The organism is Filifactor villosus, from assembly GCF_042652965.1.
GTDB classification, from domain to species: Bacteria; Bacillota; Clostridia; order Peptostreptococcales; family Filifactoraceae; genus Filifactor; species Filifactor villosus.
In genome coordinates this window covers 22296-39598 of sequence record NZ_JBHSHL010000007.1, presented here as the reverse complement: position 1 = coordinate 39598, position 17303 = coordinate 22296, and the positions used below count along the sequence as shown (strand labels likewise).

The window sequence follows — 17303 nt, the reverse complement described above, 5'->3', positions numbered from 1 at the left end:
TCTGTGACCCATAGAAGACAACATAGTTTTTCGTCATCGAAAAATAGATATATCCACACTTCTATTGAAAAACAGTATGAGATACAAGCAAGTCGTGAACCATAGAGTTCCAAGGGATGTTTTGTATTTGTAAAGGTCGATACTTCCACTGTTCAGACGAGGGATAGTGCGTAATGCAAAAAACCATAGGTGAGCCCCTATGGTCTGATTTTACATCATAAGTAAATTTCTATCTTCACTTCGATAGCTTATTTTGCAACGTTCAATTTTTTTGCCAGCTTGGACACCTTTCTGTCAGCGGCTTTCTTGTGGATGGTTCCCTTGGAAGCGATTTGATAGATCTTCTTTTGCGCGTAACGGAAGGTCTCGTTTGCCTTTTCCATATCTCCTGCAGCAATTGCCTCATCAAATCTACGAATAGCGGTTTTAATTTGAGATTTTCTCATCTTGTTTATAGCTGTTTTCTTAGCAGTTACAGAAATTCTTTTTTTAGCGGACTTAATATTAGCCACGGTTTCACCTCCTATAAATTTGATATACGTAACGTCAACAGATAACATTGTATCAAAGATAACGTCAATTGTAAATGAAAAAGATGGGAAAAGAAAAATATTTTTCCGCTCTTTTATCACATATAATAAGTGCTGGTTTTACAATAATATTTATTATATAATAGGAATATGTAAAAATCAATTATTTTGTAAAAAACTTGTTGAAAAAAATCTCGGAAGACCTTACTATAAAGACAGAGAAAAAACCATCTTTGTCAGAGTGTGTATAGAAATCGAGAACATCGGATGATGAAGAAAACGTAGGAGGAGTTTTTTTGGATAAGAAACAACGAACCAGAAATTTTAGTATTATTGCACATATCGATCACGGAAAGTCTACCCTGGCAGACCGTTTGATTGAAAAAACAGGTTTGGTGGAGCTTAGGGAGCTCAAGAGTCAAATGCTTGACAATATGGACCTCGAGAGAGAACGTGGAATCACGATCAAACTTCAAACAATAAAACTCGTCTACCGTGCAAAGGACGGAGAGGAGTACTATCTCAATCTGATTGATACACCCGGACATGTCGATTTCAACTATGAGGTGTCGAGAAGTTTGGCAGCCTGCGAGGGCGCCATCCTCGTCGTGGATGCCGCTCAGGGGGTCGAAGCACAGACCTTGGCGAACGTCTATCTCGCACTCGATCAGAATCTTGAGATTCTTCCGGTGATCAATAAGATCGACCTCCCCAGTGCAAGGCCCGATGAGATCAAGCAGGAGATTGAAGACATCATCGGTCTGGAGGCTCACGATGCACCTATGATATCGGCAAAAGACGGATTGAATATAGAAGATGTCCTGGAAGCGATCGTTCAAAAAATCCCTGCACCCAAGGGAGAAGACGAAAAACCGCTTAAAGCTTTGATTTTTGATTCTTACTATGACAGTTATAAGGGAGTAATCGCCTATGTAAGAGTTTTTGACGGAGAGGTCAAAAAGGGCGATGACATCCTGATGATGAATACGGGAAAGAAGTTTGAGGTTGTTGAGACGGGAATCATCTCACCGAACCATATGGCGGTGGACAAACTGTCTGCCGGGGATGTAGGATATATTGCGGCTTCGATCAAGGATATCAGAAGCTGTCGTGTGGGAGATACCGTAACCTTGGCATCCAACCCTACCGAAGAACATCTTCCGGGATATAAGAAGGCAACGCCGATGGTTTACTGCGGTATCTATCCTGCAGAGGGAGAAAAGTACGAGAATGTAAGAGATTCTCTTGAAAAGCTCCAGATCAACGATGCGGCTCTGGAGTTTGAAGCGGAGACCTCGGTCGCCTTGGGCTTCGGTTTTCGTTGCGGTTTCTTGGGGCTTCTGCATATGGAGATCATCCAGGAGAGATTGGAGAGGGAATTCGATCTTGATATCGTCACGACAGCACCTTCGGTCGTCTATCGGGTGACTAAGCTCGACGGAACGGTCGAAATGATCCAGAACCCGACGAATCTTCCTCCGGCAGCTGAGATCAGACATATCGAAGAGCCGATCGTAAAGGCGGATATCATCGTGCCCAAGGACTTCGTCGGTCAGGTGATGGAGTTGGCACAGGAAAGACGGGGGATTATGATACACATGGAATACCTCGATGAAAAACGTGTGATGATTCACTATGAACTGCCGCTCAATGAAGTGATCTATGATTTCTTTGATGCACTGAAATCACGCACCAAAGGCTATGGAAGTTTGGACTATGAATTTAAGGAGTATCGTATCTCCAACCTTGTAAAGCTCGATATCCTGATCAATAAGGAGCAGGTCGATGCGCTGTCCTTTATCGTTCATGAGACAACGGCCTATACGCGTGGTAGGGGAATGTGTGAAAAGCTCAAGGACGAGATCCCGCGCCATCAGTTCCCGGTACCGATTCAAGCAGCGGTAGGGCAGAAGGTCATTGCTCGTGAGACCGTGAGTGCTTATCGAAAAGACGTACTTGCCAAGTGTTACGGAGGAGATATCTCTCGTAAGAAGAAACTGCTCGAAAAACAAAAAGAAGGAAAGAAGCGTATGCGTCAAATCGGAAATGTAGGGGTTCCTCAAAAAGCCTTTATGGCCGTGTTAAAATTGGATAACTAGTGTAGAAGGGGGTTATTACGACTCCCTTTTTGATTGCCTTATACACATTAGTTTTTTATTCTCCTGACGGAAAAGGAGTATTTTGTTGAAACACCGGTGTATCGGGCTATTGATATTTACTTTTACTCAGCATTTTTTATCATGCAAAAGGGTTCATTGCATAGTTGAAATTAGGGAGTATCTGAAAACGTCTCAACACCTCAATAAGATTTCATACTAAAACCCGATTAAAATGTCAGGTGCATGGGAGATATAGAGATAAATTAGAATTTATAGTAAATGAAAGTGCAAACAAAACGATGTAAATACACTTCTGCGTTTGAAAGATCGGATGTACAGAATATATCATTCGCAAAAAATAAGTTGAATGAGGAGATACTTCTAATACAATTCGTCATTTGAATGATGGACCGGGAGGGTTTGTACTCCGGGAAAGATAAAACGAATGTTTGTGGTTGCAAAACGGATATAACCGTACCTCCACCGGAGAATACTATAAACGGATAATCACGTTAAATGGAGAGTTGGGGGAAGAAACGGATCATTCCACAGGGAAACAAACTTTTGATTTACATAGGATATGCTTACTTGTGGAAAATTGGAATTTGTGGTAGTATGTAAACGATTCAAGATGATGTTTTTGTATAAAAATAACTGAATAGTTCTTCATTATGACAAATTACTGCGGTAATTGAAAGGTAGGGAAGAGAGTAAACTCCGCTGTCCCGCAACTGTACAAACCTTGTGTTTGAGCCAGATAACTACCCATAATGCAATTCATTGATGCTACGAGTGATAGCCGGATGAAAATGAAATTTGTATTTTTCTGCCCGCTATTTCCATATGGCGGGTTTGTTTTTTGATGATCTGTTTGTTATAATACAAAAACTCCTTAAAAAAATATAAATTTCAGGAGGAAGATTTTAATGAAGAGAATGATCAAAGCCGTTACAGCTCTGTTACTTACAGCTGTATTGGCTGGTTGCAATGCTTCGGCTCCACCTGCTTCACAACAGGAAGAGCAAGGTCAGGGGCAAGTTCAGAGCAGTGAGATGGAAGAGAGCAAATTGACTTTGGCATTTAATGAGGATCCCGTGGGAACTCTCAATCCTCATATGTACCTTCCCAGTCAGTTTATTACTCAGGATATGGTCTATGACGGTTTGGTGTATTATGGTGAAAACGGGCAGATCAAACCGGCTTTGGCAGAGTCTTGGGAAATCTCTGAAGACGGCAAGACCTATACGTTTAAGCTGAGAGAAGGCGTGAAGTTTTCCGACGGAAGCCCCTTTAACGCTCAAAATGCAGTAAAGAACTTCGACACGATATTTGCACCGGAAAACCGTGAAAATCATGCCTGGTTTGCATTTACGAATTATCTGGAGTCTTATCGGGCGGTAGACGATATGACCTTTGAGATCAAGTTGTCAACGGCATACTCTGCGACCCTCTATGATCTGGCTATGATCCGGCCTATCCGTTTCTTGGCCGATGCAGGTTTTCCGCAGGACGGGAATACGGCGAAAGAGATCGCAGCTCCGATCGGAACGGGAGCTTGGGTCTTGAAGGAGCATAAGAAGGATGAGTATGCGACCTTTGTGAGAAACGAGCATTACTGGGGAGAGAAACCCGCAGCATCCGAAGTTACGATCAAAGCGATCCCGGACAGCGAGACCCTGGCTCTTCAATTTGAGTCGGGAGATATCGATCTGATTTACGGAAACGGTCTGATCAGTTTGGATCGATTCAACGTCTATCGTGAGGATAGCGGGTACACTACGGATACTTCCGAACCGATGTCCACCCGTATGTTGCTTATGAACACCGGAAGCTCGAAGTTGAGCGATGTGAAGGTACGTCAAGCCTTGAGCCATGCGGTGGATAAGGAGAGTGTCGCTGCAAACATCTTCGGAGGAGTTGAAAAAGCGGCGGATACGATCTTTGCACCGAATGTTCCCAATACGAATGTTCCGCTTGAGAAATACGATTACAACTTGGAAAAGGCGGAGAAGATGTTGGATGAAGCAGGATGGGTAAAAGGTGCGGATGGGATCCGTGAGAAAAACGGAGAGAAACTCGTGCTTTACTTCCCCTATATCGCATCGAAGATCACCGACAAGAGTGTAGGCGAATATGTTCAGGGCGAATGGCAAAAAATAGGAGTTCAGGTAGATTTGAAGGCTTTGGAAGAAAAAACGCACTGGGCAAATGCTTCAAAGGGAGACTTTGATATCATGATGAACTTCTCTTGGGGAGCTCCCTGGGATCCGCATGCCTTCCTGACATCGATGACGGAAGTATCGGATAACGGAGGACCTGATTATGCGGCACAAAAAGCATTGCCGATGAAGGCGGATATCGATAAGACAATCCAGGCCCTGCTCGTTGAATCCGACGAGGCGAAACTCAAGGAGATGTATACCGATGTATTGACCACCCTTCATGAGCAGGCGGTATATATTCCTGTTTCCTATCAGGCTCTCGTAAGCGTATATCGTACGGGAGAACTCGAAGGCATAGAGTTTATGCCTGAGGAAAACAGACTTCCTGTATGGAAGACAGTGAAAGTAAAATAAGGAAATTTCATCTTTTGGAGAAAGAGGCGGATCCTGCCTCTTTTTTCAAAAGAGAAGAAGACCGGATGGGATTTTCATAGGGATCGCAGATACACAGAAGATTCGAAGGAGTAGTGAAGATGGAAGAACGTTTGGTTGATTTTCTAAAAAAAGCGGGGATGTTTGTTCTCACCCTGCTTGTGATTTCGATCCTGACTTTTATATTGGTACAGTTGTCGCCGGGTGATCCGGCCGTAAATTATCTGAGGGCATCTCACGTTGCCGTTACCGAGGAGACTCTTTCCAAGGCGAGGTTGGAACTTGGCTTGGACAAGCCTGTAACTCAGCAGTATATCGATTGGCTCTCAAATGCAATCAGAGGAGATCTGGGCAGATCCTATCTCAAGAAGGCACCGGTAAAAGAGGTGATCTTCTCAGCTGTGATCCCCACCTTTCAACTTGGAGCTCTGTCTTTTGCAGTTCTGTTGCTTCTTTCGCTCATTCTCGGGATAGCAGGAGCACTTTATCATGGACGCATTGTTGATTATGTGGTGCAGGCCTTTTCGTTTATCTGCGCCTCGATCCCTACCTTTTGGCTGGGCTATATGCTCATCATTTATTTTTCGGTAACTCTCAAGTGGTTGCCTGTTTCGGGGCGGGGGGATATGAGGCATTTCGTCCTGCCGTGTCTGACATTGATCACACCCTTGGTCGGACAGACAAGCCTGTTGATCCGTAAGAGCGTCATGGAACAGATGAGTCAGCCCCATGCTCGAAATGCGGTCCTTAGAGGAGTGGACAAGAAATACATCGTCTTCAATCACCTGTTGAGAAATGCGGCTATTCCCATTGTAACGGTCTTGAGTTCGAATATCCTGTATTTGATCACGGGTAGTGTATTGATCGAAGAAGTTTTTTCGTGGCCGGGCGTCGGAAAGATGTTTGTCTCGGCAGTGCAAGGAGGGGATCTTCCGCTGATCCAGGGCTCTTTGCTCTTATTCGGTATCTTATCCATTACGATAAACAGTCTTACGCAGTTTGCCGTTCATCGTTTGGATCCTCATTTGAAGTTACGGAATCGAGGTGTTTCTCTTGAAGAATAAGCTGTTCTATCTTGCTGTGGGGATGGCGGTTTTTCTCATCTTTGTTGCGATCTTTGCGCCCCTGCTTGCGCCCTACGATCCCCAGCATATCGACCTTGCAAACAAACTGCAGCTTCCAAGCGACACTCATCTTCTCGGAACGGATCACTTGGGAAGGGATGTACTGTCCAGACTGATCTACGGTACGAGGTTGTCTCTGTCGATCTCCGCCGTCATCACGGTCTGTACCTTAGTCATCAGCTTTCCTGTCGGTCTTCTTGTGGGATGGTTGGGAGGTAGGACGGAGAAGGTGTTCTCTCGTTTTGCGGATATTGTGATGGCCTTTCCGAGTTTTCTTCTCTCCATGGCCTTTGCGGGGATCCTGGGACAGGGATTGGGCAATATTGTACTTGCCGTGACCTTGGTCGAGTGGGTCTATTACTCGAGGATCCTTAGGAATATGGTGTTTACGGTAAAGAATTACGAATATGTCATGGCAGCCAAGTCCATGGGAGCTTCTTCCGGTTATATTATATACAAACACATTCTACCCTTTGTGTTCAAGCCTGTCCTGATCATCGCCTTGATGAATGTCGGAAGCATCATATTAATGATATCTTCTTTCTCTTTTTTGGGCATCGGAGTACAGCCCAATATTTCGGAGTGGGGTATGATGCTCAATGACGCCAAGCAGTTTTTTCGTCGAATACCGGGACTGGTCATGTATCCGGGTTTGGCAATTTTTGTAACGGTACTTACGTTCAACCTGCTGGGCGAAAATTTTGATAAAAAAGGACTGAAAAGACTATGGGAAAACTGAGAATACAAGATGTCTATGTTCGATCGGGAAACAGGATTTATCTGGACAATATCAATTTTACCTTGGAGGCGGGGAAGACTTTGACCATTGTTGGAGAAAGCGGTTCGGGAAAAACCATGCTTTCGAGACTTCTAATCGGCCAAATGCCGGAAGAAGCGGAGGTTTGCGGAAGTATTCTTTTGCAGGAGCGTGATCTTCTCTCGATGAAGGAACGACAATGGAAGGCTTATAGGGGAAATGTGATCGCCTATATTGCACAAAATCCCATGGCCCTGTTCAATCCCAACCAGACTGTAGGTTCGCATTCGGTGGAACTGTTTAGGAGCAAATTGTCGATCTCGAAACAAGAAAGTGTAAAGCGATTGATTAAGGCTCTTGAGGTATTCCACTTTAAGGACCCGCAAGGGATCGTCGGAAAGTATCCGTTTCAACTCAGCGGCGGTATGCTGCAACGTATTATGTTTGCAATGATGTTGGAACTGTCTCCGCAGATTCTCATCGCGGATGAGCCGACCTCCGCTTTGGACCGTCATAATACACAAACGGTTATTGATACATTGAAAAGTTGTAAACAGGAGGGTTGCAGTATGATTGTCATCACCCATGACTACGAGTTGGTCAGACAGGTGGCGGACGAAGTGATCATTATGAAGGACGGGCAGATCATAGAGGCCGGAGAGGCAAAGAACATCTTGGAGAATCCGCGTACGGAGTATGCGAGAGAACTGATGACACCGCAAATCTACCTGCGTTATAAAGAAGGAGAATAGACTATGTCTAAACTGGAAGTTTCCGAAGTTACAAAGAGATATGGAAAGACCACGGTTTTGCAGAAGGTAAGTTTTTGTGTGGAAGAAGGAAGTTGTATCGGTATCATGGGAGAGAGCGGATCGGGAAAAAGTACGATTGCGCGTCTTCTTACAGGTCTTGAGAAACATAGCGAAGGAGATTTGTTCTATGAAGGGCACTCTTACTCAAAGATGACGAAGACGGAGAGAAGGAATCGAAACAGAAGGGTACAGATGGTGTTTCAAAACTCGTCCGGAGCTGTAAATCCCAACTTTTCGGTAGGTGATGTTCTTTTTGAGCCTCTGAATATCTGTTATGGGAAGAAGATGTCCAAGGAGGAAAAGATACAGAGAGCGAAGGAGTATCTTGAAAGGGTAGGTCTGGATAAGATCTCCCTTTCGCAAAATGCGAGGCAGTTGAGCGGAGGGCAGCTCCAGAGGGTGTGTATCGCGAGGGCTTTGATGACAGAACCTTCCGTACTTGTATTGGATGAGTCTCTAAGCGGCTTAGATCCGTTGGTGCAACGAAAGATGCTCAAACTTCTCGGGGACTTGAAGTCAAGGTTCCATCTTACTTATGTATTTATTGCTCACGATTTTATGACCTGCTACTATCTCTGCGATAAGATCATCGTGATGGATGGGGGAAGGATCATAGAAACTTTGGAGGATATAGGCGGGGAGATAAGAGCGGAACATCCCTTGACCCTAAGGCTGTTGGGAGATGCCCTCAAATGCCTTCCTGCGACTACGCAAGTTCGTTCCGTCTCCTATGGAGCGCAAACTTGCGATACAGGCAATTGAAACAAATACCGAGGATAATGTTATAATGATGATAGTACAATAAATCCAAGAAAAATCAAGGGTTAAAGGCTTCCACAAAACTTTTAGACTTTGACGATGGATAGACTGTCATCATTTTTTATATTCAAAATTTGTATCAAAGCATAGTACAATAACAAGCGAAAGAAGGGGGTGTTGGTATGAATTCCCCCTTCTTTCGTTTATAGGGTTATGAGAACTTGGACAGAATATTGAACTCACAGGCTCTTACATATTTTTGAAAGTTGTCCTCAAGAAGGGCTTCTTCTGTCTGTTGAAGATATCCTGTCTTTTCGGTGGAAAAACCGGAATAATATTCCTGCTGAAGATATTGGGTTATTTTAAAAATACAATATCTGACCTTGGTATCAAATTTTCTGGTTCGTTGGTATGTAAGATCCGTCATCCTCAGAAAATACTCATAATTTTCCTGCCTAAAAGGAAGCCCCAGCTCCTTCCTGTCTTTTAACAGCTGCATGCTGATATAGAGACTGTCGAGATTTTTGGGGTTATTGTGAGAGGAAGTGATCGACCCCTGTGTTGCAAAATACTTATAGACCGGATCTGCGATCATGTAGGCCTTGATATGGTCTCCATAAATAAGTGCGGAATTGATGCTGTCCTCAAACCAATATTTTTCAGGAAAGATGATTTTGTCGAATATGGTCTTACGCAGAAGTTTACCCCAGGCAAATCCCTTTAAGATCCCTAAAGGGTGCTGTATTTCTCCTACTTGGGCCACTCTGACCTTCCTCTGTGTTCCATCCTTTGAAACAGTTACCATTGCTCCCTCGATGATGTCATAATCTCCGGCTCGAGATACATCCAGAAGTTTTTCAATGCTACCTTCGATCAAAAGATCGTCATCGTCGACAAAGAGCAGATATTTTGCAGATGAAGCATCGATCCCGGTGTTTCTTGCCTTTGATAAGCCGCCGTTCTCTTGGTTTATCACCGTTACATCGGGACAGTGCCTGTATTTTTCAAGCACTTCTTCCGTATTATCCTTCGAGCCGTCATTTACAAAGATATATTCCACCTTGTATTTGCTGTCCTTTGATACATTGGATAAAATGGACTCGATGCAGTTTTCGACAAGATGTGCTCTGTTGTACGTTGTCATTATTATCGAGACATCATAGCGATAAGCGCCCTCGTTCTTAGGCTGCTTGACCCTTAACGAACCGGACCTTACATCTTTGTGGATCGTGTTGAGATATTGGTAACATTCGTCGAATGAGGATATATCACTTTTAAAAAACGCGGCGGAAACAAGATGTTGTATTATTTCCGAGTTTAAGCATACAATTTTTTTGATTTTTTTTAACATCATCTTTCAAACCTCCTTTCTTATTCGACCGTTCCATCAGATTCGACGATAGAACGGTTTTGAGAAAAATGCCATATAAAAGTGGAGCTGCTTTTTCACTTTTTCACAAAACAAAAATGCAGTATCGGTTCGGTTTGTACTATTGTTCATCGGAACTTACGATCCATATCCATGCATTCTATAGATCGGACAGGTTAATTGGGTTTCGGTATCAAACTTTTCAGGTCAAGTGCATACGCTCCATAAGTGAGGATAGTTCCCCGATAGAAATGCCGTTCAAAGAAATAATAGAGTATAAGTTCAGAGGATCATTTCGTATCACTCGGCGTTTCAAATAGAGAGCAGCATGAATTCATTTTCCGCATCGATATGTGTAAGCTTCCATCGGACAACAGCACAAGAGTTTTTTACTTATGTGGCCTTCCCAAGACATTATTCCATAAGTTTCATGAGTAGTAAAGAGAAGCGATCAAGGAGAATAAATCAGCTCTAAACGTCCCTTTTTTAAGGCATATTCTTCATAAAGTCCCTGTGAACCGAAGGGACAAATCAAATGTCCGTTTTCATCGACATAGATCTCTTGTTGAAACCACCCCTTGCCCAAATCGACCTGGTGGATGGTGGTAACTCGTTCTTTTTCTTTTGGAGTAAGGTAGTTTTGAAGTTTCAGCACACAGAAGACTCCATCGATGACACCGTCGTGTACGGCGACGATAATCTCATCTCTTCCGTCCTTGTCCAAATCGGCAAGTGCCAGTTGTAGGGAAGCGCCCTTTGCCAAGGAATGGTCATTATAGAAATCTCTTGCCTCTTCTCCGAAACTCCCAAGTTCAGAACTTAAAGAGTTCCAGCGGATCTTAGGGAAAATGATCTCTTCTTTGGGAGCTTCTTTTACGATCTCGAAGGTAGCCTGTTTTCCATCCTTGAAAAAGTCTGAAACGATGATATCTGCGTCATTGTCCTTGTTCGGATACATGATGACGTCGCTGCTTAAATGACCTTTGATATAAGCACCTGGGGTCTGAACAGGGAGTTTTTTCTGAGCCTGTTCTTTTGAAAAATCTTGTGTGCCGGCTGTTTCTCCTATAAGCACCGCCCTTGCTTTTTCATCCCATCGGATCGAGATATTGAAGTTCTCCGCGAAGAAGGAGAGAGGAACATAGGTGCTTCCGTTGATGATCTCCGGGGCGACCTCAAGAGTCTTCTTCTTCCCGTTGATAAGAGCTTCCTTTTTTCCTGTAAACAGAACGATCTTGACCTTGTCGGTGACAACGGTCACCTTCTTGCTTTTCGAATCCCAGCTCACCTTCTTTCCGAGTTTTTTTGAGAGGAAAGAAAGCGGAACGAGGGTCCTCCCGTTTTTGAGGACGGGAGCATAGTCGGTATAGGCAGTCTTACCGATCACAAGTGAAATTTCGTTTTTCTGTGCATAGGCGGGGATGAAGTTGAGTGTTGTCAGACAAAGAGAGAAGGACAATGCAAAAGCGATGGATTTTTTCATATCGTAACATCCTTTCTTTTTCTTTTATTATAGTCTTAATATCTTGAAAATAAAAGGGGTTTCGCATATTTTTGAATTTTGTTTTCGGTGAATACCGGAAACAAAAGTTGTGTTTAAAAAATGAGCGGAGAAACTTTGCTGAAGTAGAGCCGTTAACGTACGGGAGCTTTTTGTGGAATCAAGTTGTTATACTGTTGTCTATTAAAATTGTCCGGTCGTGAAGTTTGAATTCTACGATTACTCAAAATGCTTCCGACAAGCATATAGTTTGTTTACCTGATACTATTCTTCTTTTGAGTTGTGGATATAAACAATCTGTGACCATAAAAGATAAACCGATTTTTCGTAGGTTGAAAAACGGATATATCCATACTTCTTCTTTTGGAGAATAGTATTGCTTGATGAAATAGGAGGGTTAGAACAGAACCATAAGATATAAAAAATGTTTTGTGCCCGGTGATTTTTGTCGGCAAGGTCTTGTGAAGATATGGCAGAATACACAGTCCTTTGTAAACGACGAAGAGTTTTTCGATTTTCTTTGATAAAGCTCTTTTCAAGTCCTTTTTTTTTTGGTATAATCTCTGTGTTGCAAATTTTATATGCTACCGTGGCTCAGTTGGTAGAGCAGCTGATTCGTAATCAGCAGGTCAGGGGTTCGAGTCCCCTCGGTAGCTCCAGTAAAAAGCATTGATTGTGAGTGATTCCGATCAATGCTTTTTTGTTGTGGGATTGTTATGAGTAATCGGATTACGGGTAACAAGGGAGATAACCGTTTGGAAAATAGCGTTATGTGAAAAATAACGCGTTCATAAATAAGAGCATTGAGAAAAAACGATACAACAAGGAGGATTTCCATCGTGTCAATGGAGTTCCCGAATAAGAACATAGAGCAAAAAACCTTTGATCTATACCGTTTTTCCTTGTATTGACAAAACAAGCAATGCTACAATGAGGGAGAACCTTTTTCTTGAGAAGGATCTTCTCGAGGACGGATCTCATAAAGATCCGATGGAAATATCATCCGTGGAAACGGTATGAACGCCTGAACACTCGATCGCAGGACACAGCTTTATAAGGTGATGGTTTGTACTGTCTATTCATTTGAATAATTGATATCAATACCCTCTATATCTATGGGTGATAGAATAAATTTTTATGATTTCGGGGGTAGGCATGACCACACTTCTGTTAGAGGATGGTATTACAAGGGAAGTATAGTGCGACGATCTTATGAGCTGAGGATGTGCGGTGTAATGGTCTTCAAATAAATGAGGATGTTTTGGATAAGGAAGGAGAGCGGATATGAAGGAGAACGACATCGATAAGAAGGATGGACGGGAGAAGGAAGATACTTTGAACGCAGAGACGTCTCAAGAGGTTGAAGGAGGAGAAGAACAGGTGCCTGAAAGCAGAGAAGAAGCTTGTCAGGAGGAAAGGAGCAAGATCATCTATCTTCACGACAGGAAGAATAAGGAAAAAAACTTCGAACGCAGTGAAGAGGAAGAATTGGAGAAGGAGATCACAGCGGAGGAAGAGACCGGGGAAGAGCCTTCGGATGAGGCCGAGGAAAAAGAAGCAACTGAGAACGGAAACGGCAGGGAAGAGAGTCCGAAGAGGGCAAGGGTCGTAAAACTCAATTCAAACTCTTGGAAGGATACTCTTTTGAATAAGCTCGGAGAAGTGGAGGGTGCGCTTCCTTCAAGCAGGAAGGAACTCATGATGTTCGGGGTTGCACTGCTTATTTTGTTCATGATTCTTTTTCTGTCAAGGGGGGTATGGAAGAGCGGCCATAACGGAGGCGAGATTGAGAAGTATACGGTGGGCAAGTTCGTTATGGAGGTAAACCAAGCATCACAACAGGAAGAGAATCCGTTTCCCAGGGGAAAACGGATCCAGCTCTACGGTCCCATTATCCGAATGAATGAAGCAACGGTATATATGAAGAGTGAGGATAAGCTCGTGGAGATCCAATTGTCTTCTAAGACGAGAAGGAATACCGACTTTTCCAAGTTTATCCTGGGCAAGAGTTATAAGCTGGAGACCACGGTCGTAGATGCGGGCGGTGCGGACGATGTTCTTTACCTCAACGAAGGAGAATTTGTCTTGGAAGAGCTTCCTCAAGAGGAAAAAGTGGAAGAAAAGCAGTAGAAAAGGAATGGAACGCAGTTTTCGTTCGGATTCGGGAGAGTTGAAATGACAGAGAAGATACAAAAGTTGATCAAGACCCTTCCGGCGATGCCGGGGGTCTATTTGATGAAGAATGATAGGGATAAGGTCATCTATGTGGGGAAGGCGATTTCTTTAAAGAACAGGGTCAGTCAGTATTTTAGAAAGTCCGGACACACCGATCCCAAGGTAAATGCGATGGTCCGCAATGTCGAGTATTTTGATTATATTGTGACCGATACCGAGATGGAGGCTCTGATTCTTGAGAATAATCTGATTAAGGAGTACGATCCTCCTTATAACATCCTGCTTCGAGATGATAAGACCTATCCCTATATCAAGGTTACGGTCAAGGAGACCTATCCCAGGGTAATCAAGACGAGAAAGATAGCCAAGGATGACAGTCGCTATTTCGGTCCCTATACCAATGTCTTTGCCCTCAACGATATCTTGGACATGTTACAGGAGATTTATCCGATAAGGACGTGTAAGCGGGATATCGAGCGTTCCATAGAAAAAAAGGAAAGACCCTGCCTCAACTACTATATCCATCGTTGTATAGGGCCTTGCACAGGTCATGTTTCTCAAGAAGAATATCGGGAGATGATCGATGAGATCCTTCTGTTTTTGCAGGGTAAGAGTGATGAGGTCATGAAGCTGGTAAAGGAGAAAATGAAGAAGGCGGCAGATGAGCTTCGTTTTGAGGAAGCAGCTCGTCTGAGGGATAAGTTCAAGGCGATCGAGACCCTTCGAGAAACACAGAAGATTGTCTTTGTGACATCGACCAAGCATCAGGACTATATTTCCTATTATGAGGAAAAAGACAATCTAATGATACAACTGTTCTATATTCGAGACGGGAAACTTCTCGGATCGGACAGGTTTTATTATAAAAACTTGGAGCAGAGTGTCGAGGATACATTGGCGTCGTTTATCAAGCAATTTTATATCAATGCAAACTTTATACCCGAAGAGGTGTATATTGAAGAAGAGTTCGAAGATAGGTCTCTTCTGGAAGAACTTCTCAGCAAAAAGAAGGGGAAGAAGGTAAGTTTTCATATCCCTCATCGCGGGGAAAAGCGGAAATTGCTCGACTTGGTACGCAAGAATGCAGAACAGAATTACATCAAGGAGAATAATATTTCGGACCTGAAAAAAAGAAAGGAAATGCAACTCCTCGAAGAACTCCGAGGGTTGTTGAAACTCGAAGATCTGCCCGAGAGGATAGAGGTGTTTGACATCTCCAACATCGCAGGTGTCGATTCCGTAGGAGGTCAGGTGGTCTATCTCAACGGGAAGAAGGCTCCCAAGGAGTATCGAAGATATCGGATCAAAACGGTGGTAGGTCCTGATGACTACGCGTCACTCAAAGAGGTGATCGAACGAAGGGTCGGTCACGGAAATCTTCCGGATCTTTTCCTGATGGATGGAGGAAAGGGCCAGGTGTCGGTTATTCGAAAGACCTTGGATGATTTGGGTGTAGAAGTTCCGGTGTTCGGCTTGTATAAGGACGACAGACACAGGACGAAGGGGATCTGCTCGGAGGAGGAACTCTTTGAGGTCGACAAACGAAGCGAACTTTTCCGCTTTATCACCTCTATTCAAGATGAGGTTCACAGGTTTGCCATCAGTTACCACAGAAGTCTTAGGGAGAAGAATATCTCGAAATCTGAACTTGACAGGATCGAAGGGGTCGGACCCAAGAAGAAGATGATCCTGCTCAAGGAGTTCAAGTCCGTCAAAGAGATCCGTACCAAGACGCAGGAGGAGCTCTCCAAGGTCAAGGGTATCGACAAAAAGACGGCAGCTAACATAGTAAACTATTTTCAAAAGGGAGGAGATCGAGCGTGAATAAGGCGGGGGAACATACCTATATTGTCAGAGATGTCGTTCATTACGATATCCCCTTCAATGAAAAGTTTTTTCGGATTATCAATGCGGCGGAATTTCAGCGTTTAAACCGTATCAAACAGTTAAGTTGTGAATATGTGGTGTTTCCTACTGCGACGCACACGCGGTTTGCACACAGCATAGGCACCTATTATGTGATGCGTAAACTCTTGGAACGTTTAGAGAAGGAGCTTCAAAAGATAGGGCTTGAGGTCACGCAGGAGGAGAGGGATCTGGCTCTGTGCAGTGCATTGCTCCACGATATCGGCCATGGAAGTCTTTCACATACCTTTGAGAGGGTATTTGGTCAGGGATCGCATGAGGAGTGGACGGTCAGGATCTTGGAGAGCGAGGAAACCGAGATCCATAAGGTTCTGGTGGAAGAATTTTCTCAAGATTTCTTGAATCAACTGGTCGGAATTATTTCTAAGAAGGGGGCAATGCAGCAAAACCTTATTTTTTCTTTGATCTCCCAGCTTGTCAGCTCTCAGATCGATGCGGACAGGATGGACTACTTGCTTAGAGATTCATATTTCACGAGTGTTACTAACGGCAACTATGACTTGGAGAGGTTGATTCGCGCCATCGAGATCGACGAACGGGACGGGACCTATACCATCTGTGTCAACGAAAAGTTTATTTCTTCCATAGAGGAATACATCATGGGACGTTTTTATATGCATAGAGAGGTCTACCAACATGCTCTTAAGAGACAGATGGAGGGTATTTTAAGCCGAATTGTTCAGAGGGCGGGGATCTTATATCATTCGGGAGAAGAAATCTACTGTGACAGGGCTCTCTCGAAGCTGCTTAGTGGAGAAGAACTCAGTTTGAAAGAGTATATCAAAATGGATGACAGTACCTTGATGTATCATATTTCCAAGTGGCAGGAGGCAGACGATGAGATCTTAAGCGAATTGAGTACGTCCTTCCTCTACCGTAAGAAGTTCTATAAGAACAAGTTGAGAGCTTCCATAGAGGAAGAAGGTTTTGTGAAGGATAGTATCAACAGGGCCTTGGAAGAGCACGGTCATCCTCGGATCGAGGATTTTTCCAAGGAGTATTTCTACCTTGAGGACAGGATCAACATTAAAATCTATGATAGAGAGAAAGACAATATTTGGGTCAAACAGAAAAACGGCAGTCTTGAAGATGTCAGTATAGCCTCCTTCCTCTTTAATCGGATGAATACGGATGTACAGTACACAAGGTACTTGGAGTTTATCCACTTCGGTCTTTTTGAGAAGAAGTACGGTTTCGATCTCAGAGAGGAGTTGGAGAGATGCAGCGGAGAAAAGATAGCGAGGTAAGAGGGTTCTTCTTATGAGTGAAATAATACTATAAGAGTGAAAAAGAAAATATTCTCCTTCTTGCAGGAAAGATAGGCCTGTGGGAGGGGGATTTTTTGCAGAAAGAATTTGACAAAAATAGGGGTAGGGGGTATAATGAAGAAGGTAGTAAATGAAACTAAATATCAGTTATAAACATTCAGGAGGTATCCTATGAAGGCAAGTATCGAGATTAAAGGAATGAGTTGTGGGCATTGTGTACAGGCTGTTACACAGGCATTGAAATCGGTAGAAGGAGTAAAGTTTGCGGAGGTGGACCTTGCGGAGAACAAGGCGGAAGTGGAGTACGATGAATCCGTCGTCAGCCTGGAGGCATTGCACTCCGCAATCGAAAATGTGGGCTTTGATGTCGTTTAAGAAGAGATAGGGTG

At 43.6% G+C, this 17303-nt stretch carries 13 protein-coding genes and 1 tRNA gene; 11 read left to right on the top strand and 3 right to left on the bottom strand.

Annotated features, from left to right (window positions below; genetic code table 11):
- Positions 1–248: 248 nt before the first annotated feature.
- A complete protein-coding gene (gene rpsT / locus ACFO4R_RS02150; protein WP_379787341.1) occupies positions 249–512 on the bottom strand; it encodes a 30S ribosomal protein S20 in 264 nt (87 codons plus the stop codon).
- A gap of 314 nt (positions 513–826) precedes the next feature.
- Between rpsT and lepA the strand changes: the two genes are divergently transcribed.
- The 6 genes from lepA to ACFO4R_RS02120 all read left to right on the top strand — a co-directional run bounded on the left by lepA (position 827) and on the right by ACFO4R_RS02120 (position 8678).
- On the top strand, positions 827–2629 hold the full coding sequence (gene lepA / locus ACFO4R_RS02145) for a translation elongation factor 4 (RefSeq protein ID WP_379787340.1): 1803 nt from the start codon (positions 827–829) through the stop codon (positions 2627–2629).
- Between the two features lie 926 nt (positions 2630–3555).
- Positions 3556–5205, top strand: coding sequence for a nickel ABC transporter substrate-binding protein (gene nikA / locus ACFO4R_RS02140; RefSeq protein ID WP_379787339.1), 1650 nt, complete (start codon positions 3556–3558; stop codon positions 5203–5205).
- A gap of 119 nt (positions 5206–5324) precedes the next feature.
- Complete coding sequence (locus tag ACFO4R_RS02135) at positions 5325–6287, top strand: ABC transporter permease (RefSeq protein WP_379787338.1); 963 nt, start codon at positions 5325–5327, stop codon at positions 6285–6287.
- On the top strand, positions 6277–7086 hold the full coding sequence (locus ACFO4R_RS02130; RefSeq protein WP_379787337.1) for an ABC transporter permease: 810 nt from the start codon (positions 6277–6279) through the stop codon (positions 7084–7086). The genes ACFO4R_RS02135 and ACFO4R_RS02130 overlap by 11 nt, the downstream gene beginning before the upstream one ends.
- The gene (locus tag ACFO4R_RS02125) at positions 7074–7856 is read left to right on the top strand and encodes an ATP-binding cassette domain-containing protein (RefSeq protein ID WP_379787336.1); all 783 of its coding nucleotides are present in this window, start codon (positions 7074–7076) and stop codon (positions 7854–7856) included. The genes ACFO4R_RS02130 and ACFO4R_RS02125 overlap by 13 nt, the downstream gene beginning before the upstream one ends.
- A 3-nt stretch (positions 7857–7859) precedes the next feature.
- Positions 7860–8678, top strand: coding sequence for an ABC transporter ATP-binding protein (locus ACFO4R_RS02120; RefSeq protein WP_379787335.1), 819 nt, complete (start codon positions 7860–7862; stop codon positions 8676–8678).
- A gap of 208 nt (positions 8679–8886) precedes the next feature.
- On the opposite strand, the gene ACFO4R_RS02115 is transcribed toward ACFO4R_RS02120, so the two are convergent.
- Together ACFO4R_RS02115 and ACFO4R_RS02110 are read right to left on the bottom strand one after the other, a co-directional pair.
- Positions 8887–10029: a glycosyltransferase family 2 protein gene (locus tag ACFO4R_RS02115; protein ID WP_379787334.1), complete on the bottom strand. Its 1143-nt coding sequence runs from the start codon at positions 10027–10029 to the stop codon at positions 8887–8889.
- 466 nt (positions 10030–10495) lie between these two features.
- Complete coding sequence (locus ACFO4R_RS02110; RefSeq protein WP_379787333.1) at positions 10496–11527, bottom strand: copper amine oxidase N-terminal domain-containing protein; 1032 nt, start codon at positions 11525–11527, stop codon at positions 10496–10498.
- A gap of 601 nt (positions 11528–12128) precedes the next feature.
- Here ACFO4R_RS02110 and ACFO4R_RS02105 point away from each other — a divergent pair.
- The 5 genes from ACFO4R_RS02105 (at position 12129) to ACFO4R_RS02085 (ending at position 17289) form a co-directional block, all read left to right on the top strand.
- Positions 12129–12204: transfer RNA gene (locus ACFO4R_RS02105), tRNA-Thr, on the top strand.
- Between the two features lie 625 nt (positions 12205–12829).
- Positions 12830–13675 (top strand): hypothetical protein, encoded by an 846-nt coding sequence (locus ACFO4R_RS02100; protein ID WP_379787332.1) that lies wholly within the window; start codon positions 12830–12832, stop codon positions 13673–13675.
- 45 nt (positions 13676–13720) lie between these two features.
- Positions 13721–15544, top strand: coding sequence for an excinuclease ABC subunit UvrC (gene uvrC / locus ACFO4R_RS02095; protein WP_379787331.1), 1824 nt, complete (start codon positions 13721–13723; stop codon positions 15542–15544).
- A complete protein-coding gene (locus tag ACFO4R_RS02090; protein WP_379787330.1) occupies positions 15541–16893 on the top strand; it encodes an HD domain-containing protein in 1353 nt (450 codons plus the stop codon). Before uvrC ends, ACFO4R_RS02090 begins: the two co-directional genes overlap by 4 nt.
- 192 nt (positions 16894–17085) lie before the next feature.
- Positions 17086–17289, top strand: a complete 204-nt coding sequence (locus tag ACFO4R_RS02085) for a copper ion binding protein (RefSeq protein ID WP_379787329.1) — start codon at positions 17086–17088, stop codon at positions 17287–17289.
- The last annotated feature ends 14 nt before the right edge of the window (positions 17290–17303 follow it).

Bases quoted from the DNA above. Each gene is read 5' to 3' on its own strand.
- ACFO4R_RS02125 (WP_379787336.1), top strand. From the start codon at position 7,074: ATGGGAAAACTGAGAATACAAGATGTCTATGTTCGATCGGGAAACAGG.
- ACFO4R_RS02135 (WP_379787338.1), top strand. From the start codon at position 5,325: ATGGAAGAACGTTTGGTTGATTTTCTAAAAAAAGCGGGGATGTTTGTT.
- uvrC (WP_379787331.1), top strand. From the start codon at position 13,721: ATGACAGAGAAGATACAAAAGTTGATCAAGACCCTTCCGGCGATGCCG.
- ACFO4R_RS02100 (WP_379787332.1), top strand. From the start codon at position 12,830: ATGAAGGAGAACGACATCGATAAGAAGGATGGACGGGAGAAGGAAGAT.
- nikA (WP_379787339.1), top strand. From the start codon at position 3,556: ATGAAGAGAATGATCAAAGCCGTTACAGCTCTGTTACTTACAGCTGTA.
- ACFO4R_RS02120 (WP_379787335.1), top strand. From the start codon at position 7,860: ATGTCTAAACTGGAAGTTTCCGAAGTTACAAAGAGATATGGAAAGACC.
- ACFO4R_RS02110 (WP_379787333.1), bottom strand. From the start codon at position 11,527: ATGAAAAAATCCATCGCTTTTGCATTGTCCTTCTCTCTTTGTCTGACA.
- ACFO4R_RS02115 (WP_379787334.1), bottom strand. From the start codon at position 10,029: ATGATGTTAAAAAAAATCAAAAAAATTGTATGCTTAAACTCGGAAATA.
- ACFO4R_RS02085 (WP_379787329.1), top strand. From the start codon at position 17,086: ATGAAGGCAAGTATCGAGATTAAAGGAATGAGTTGTGGGCATTGTGTA.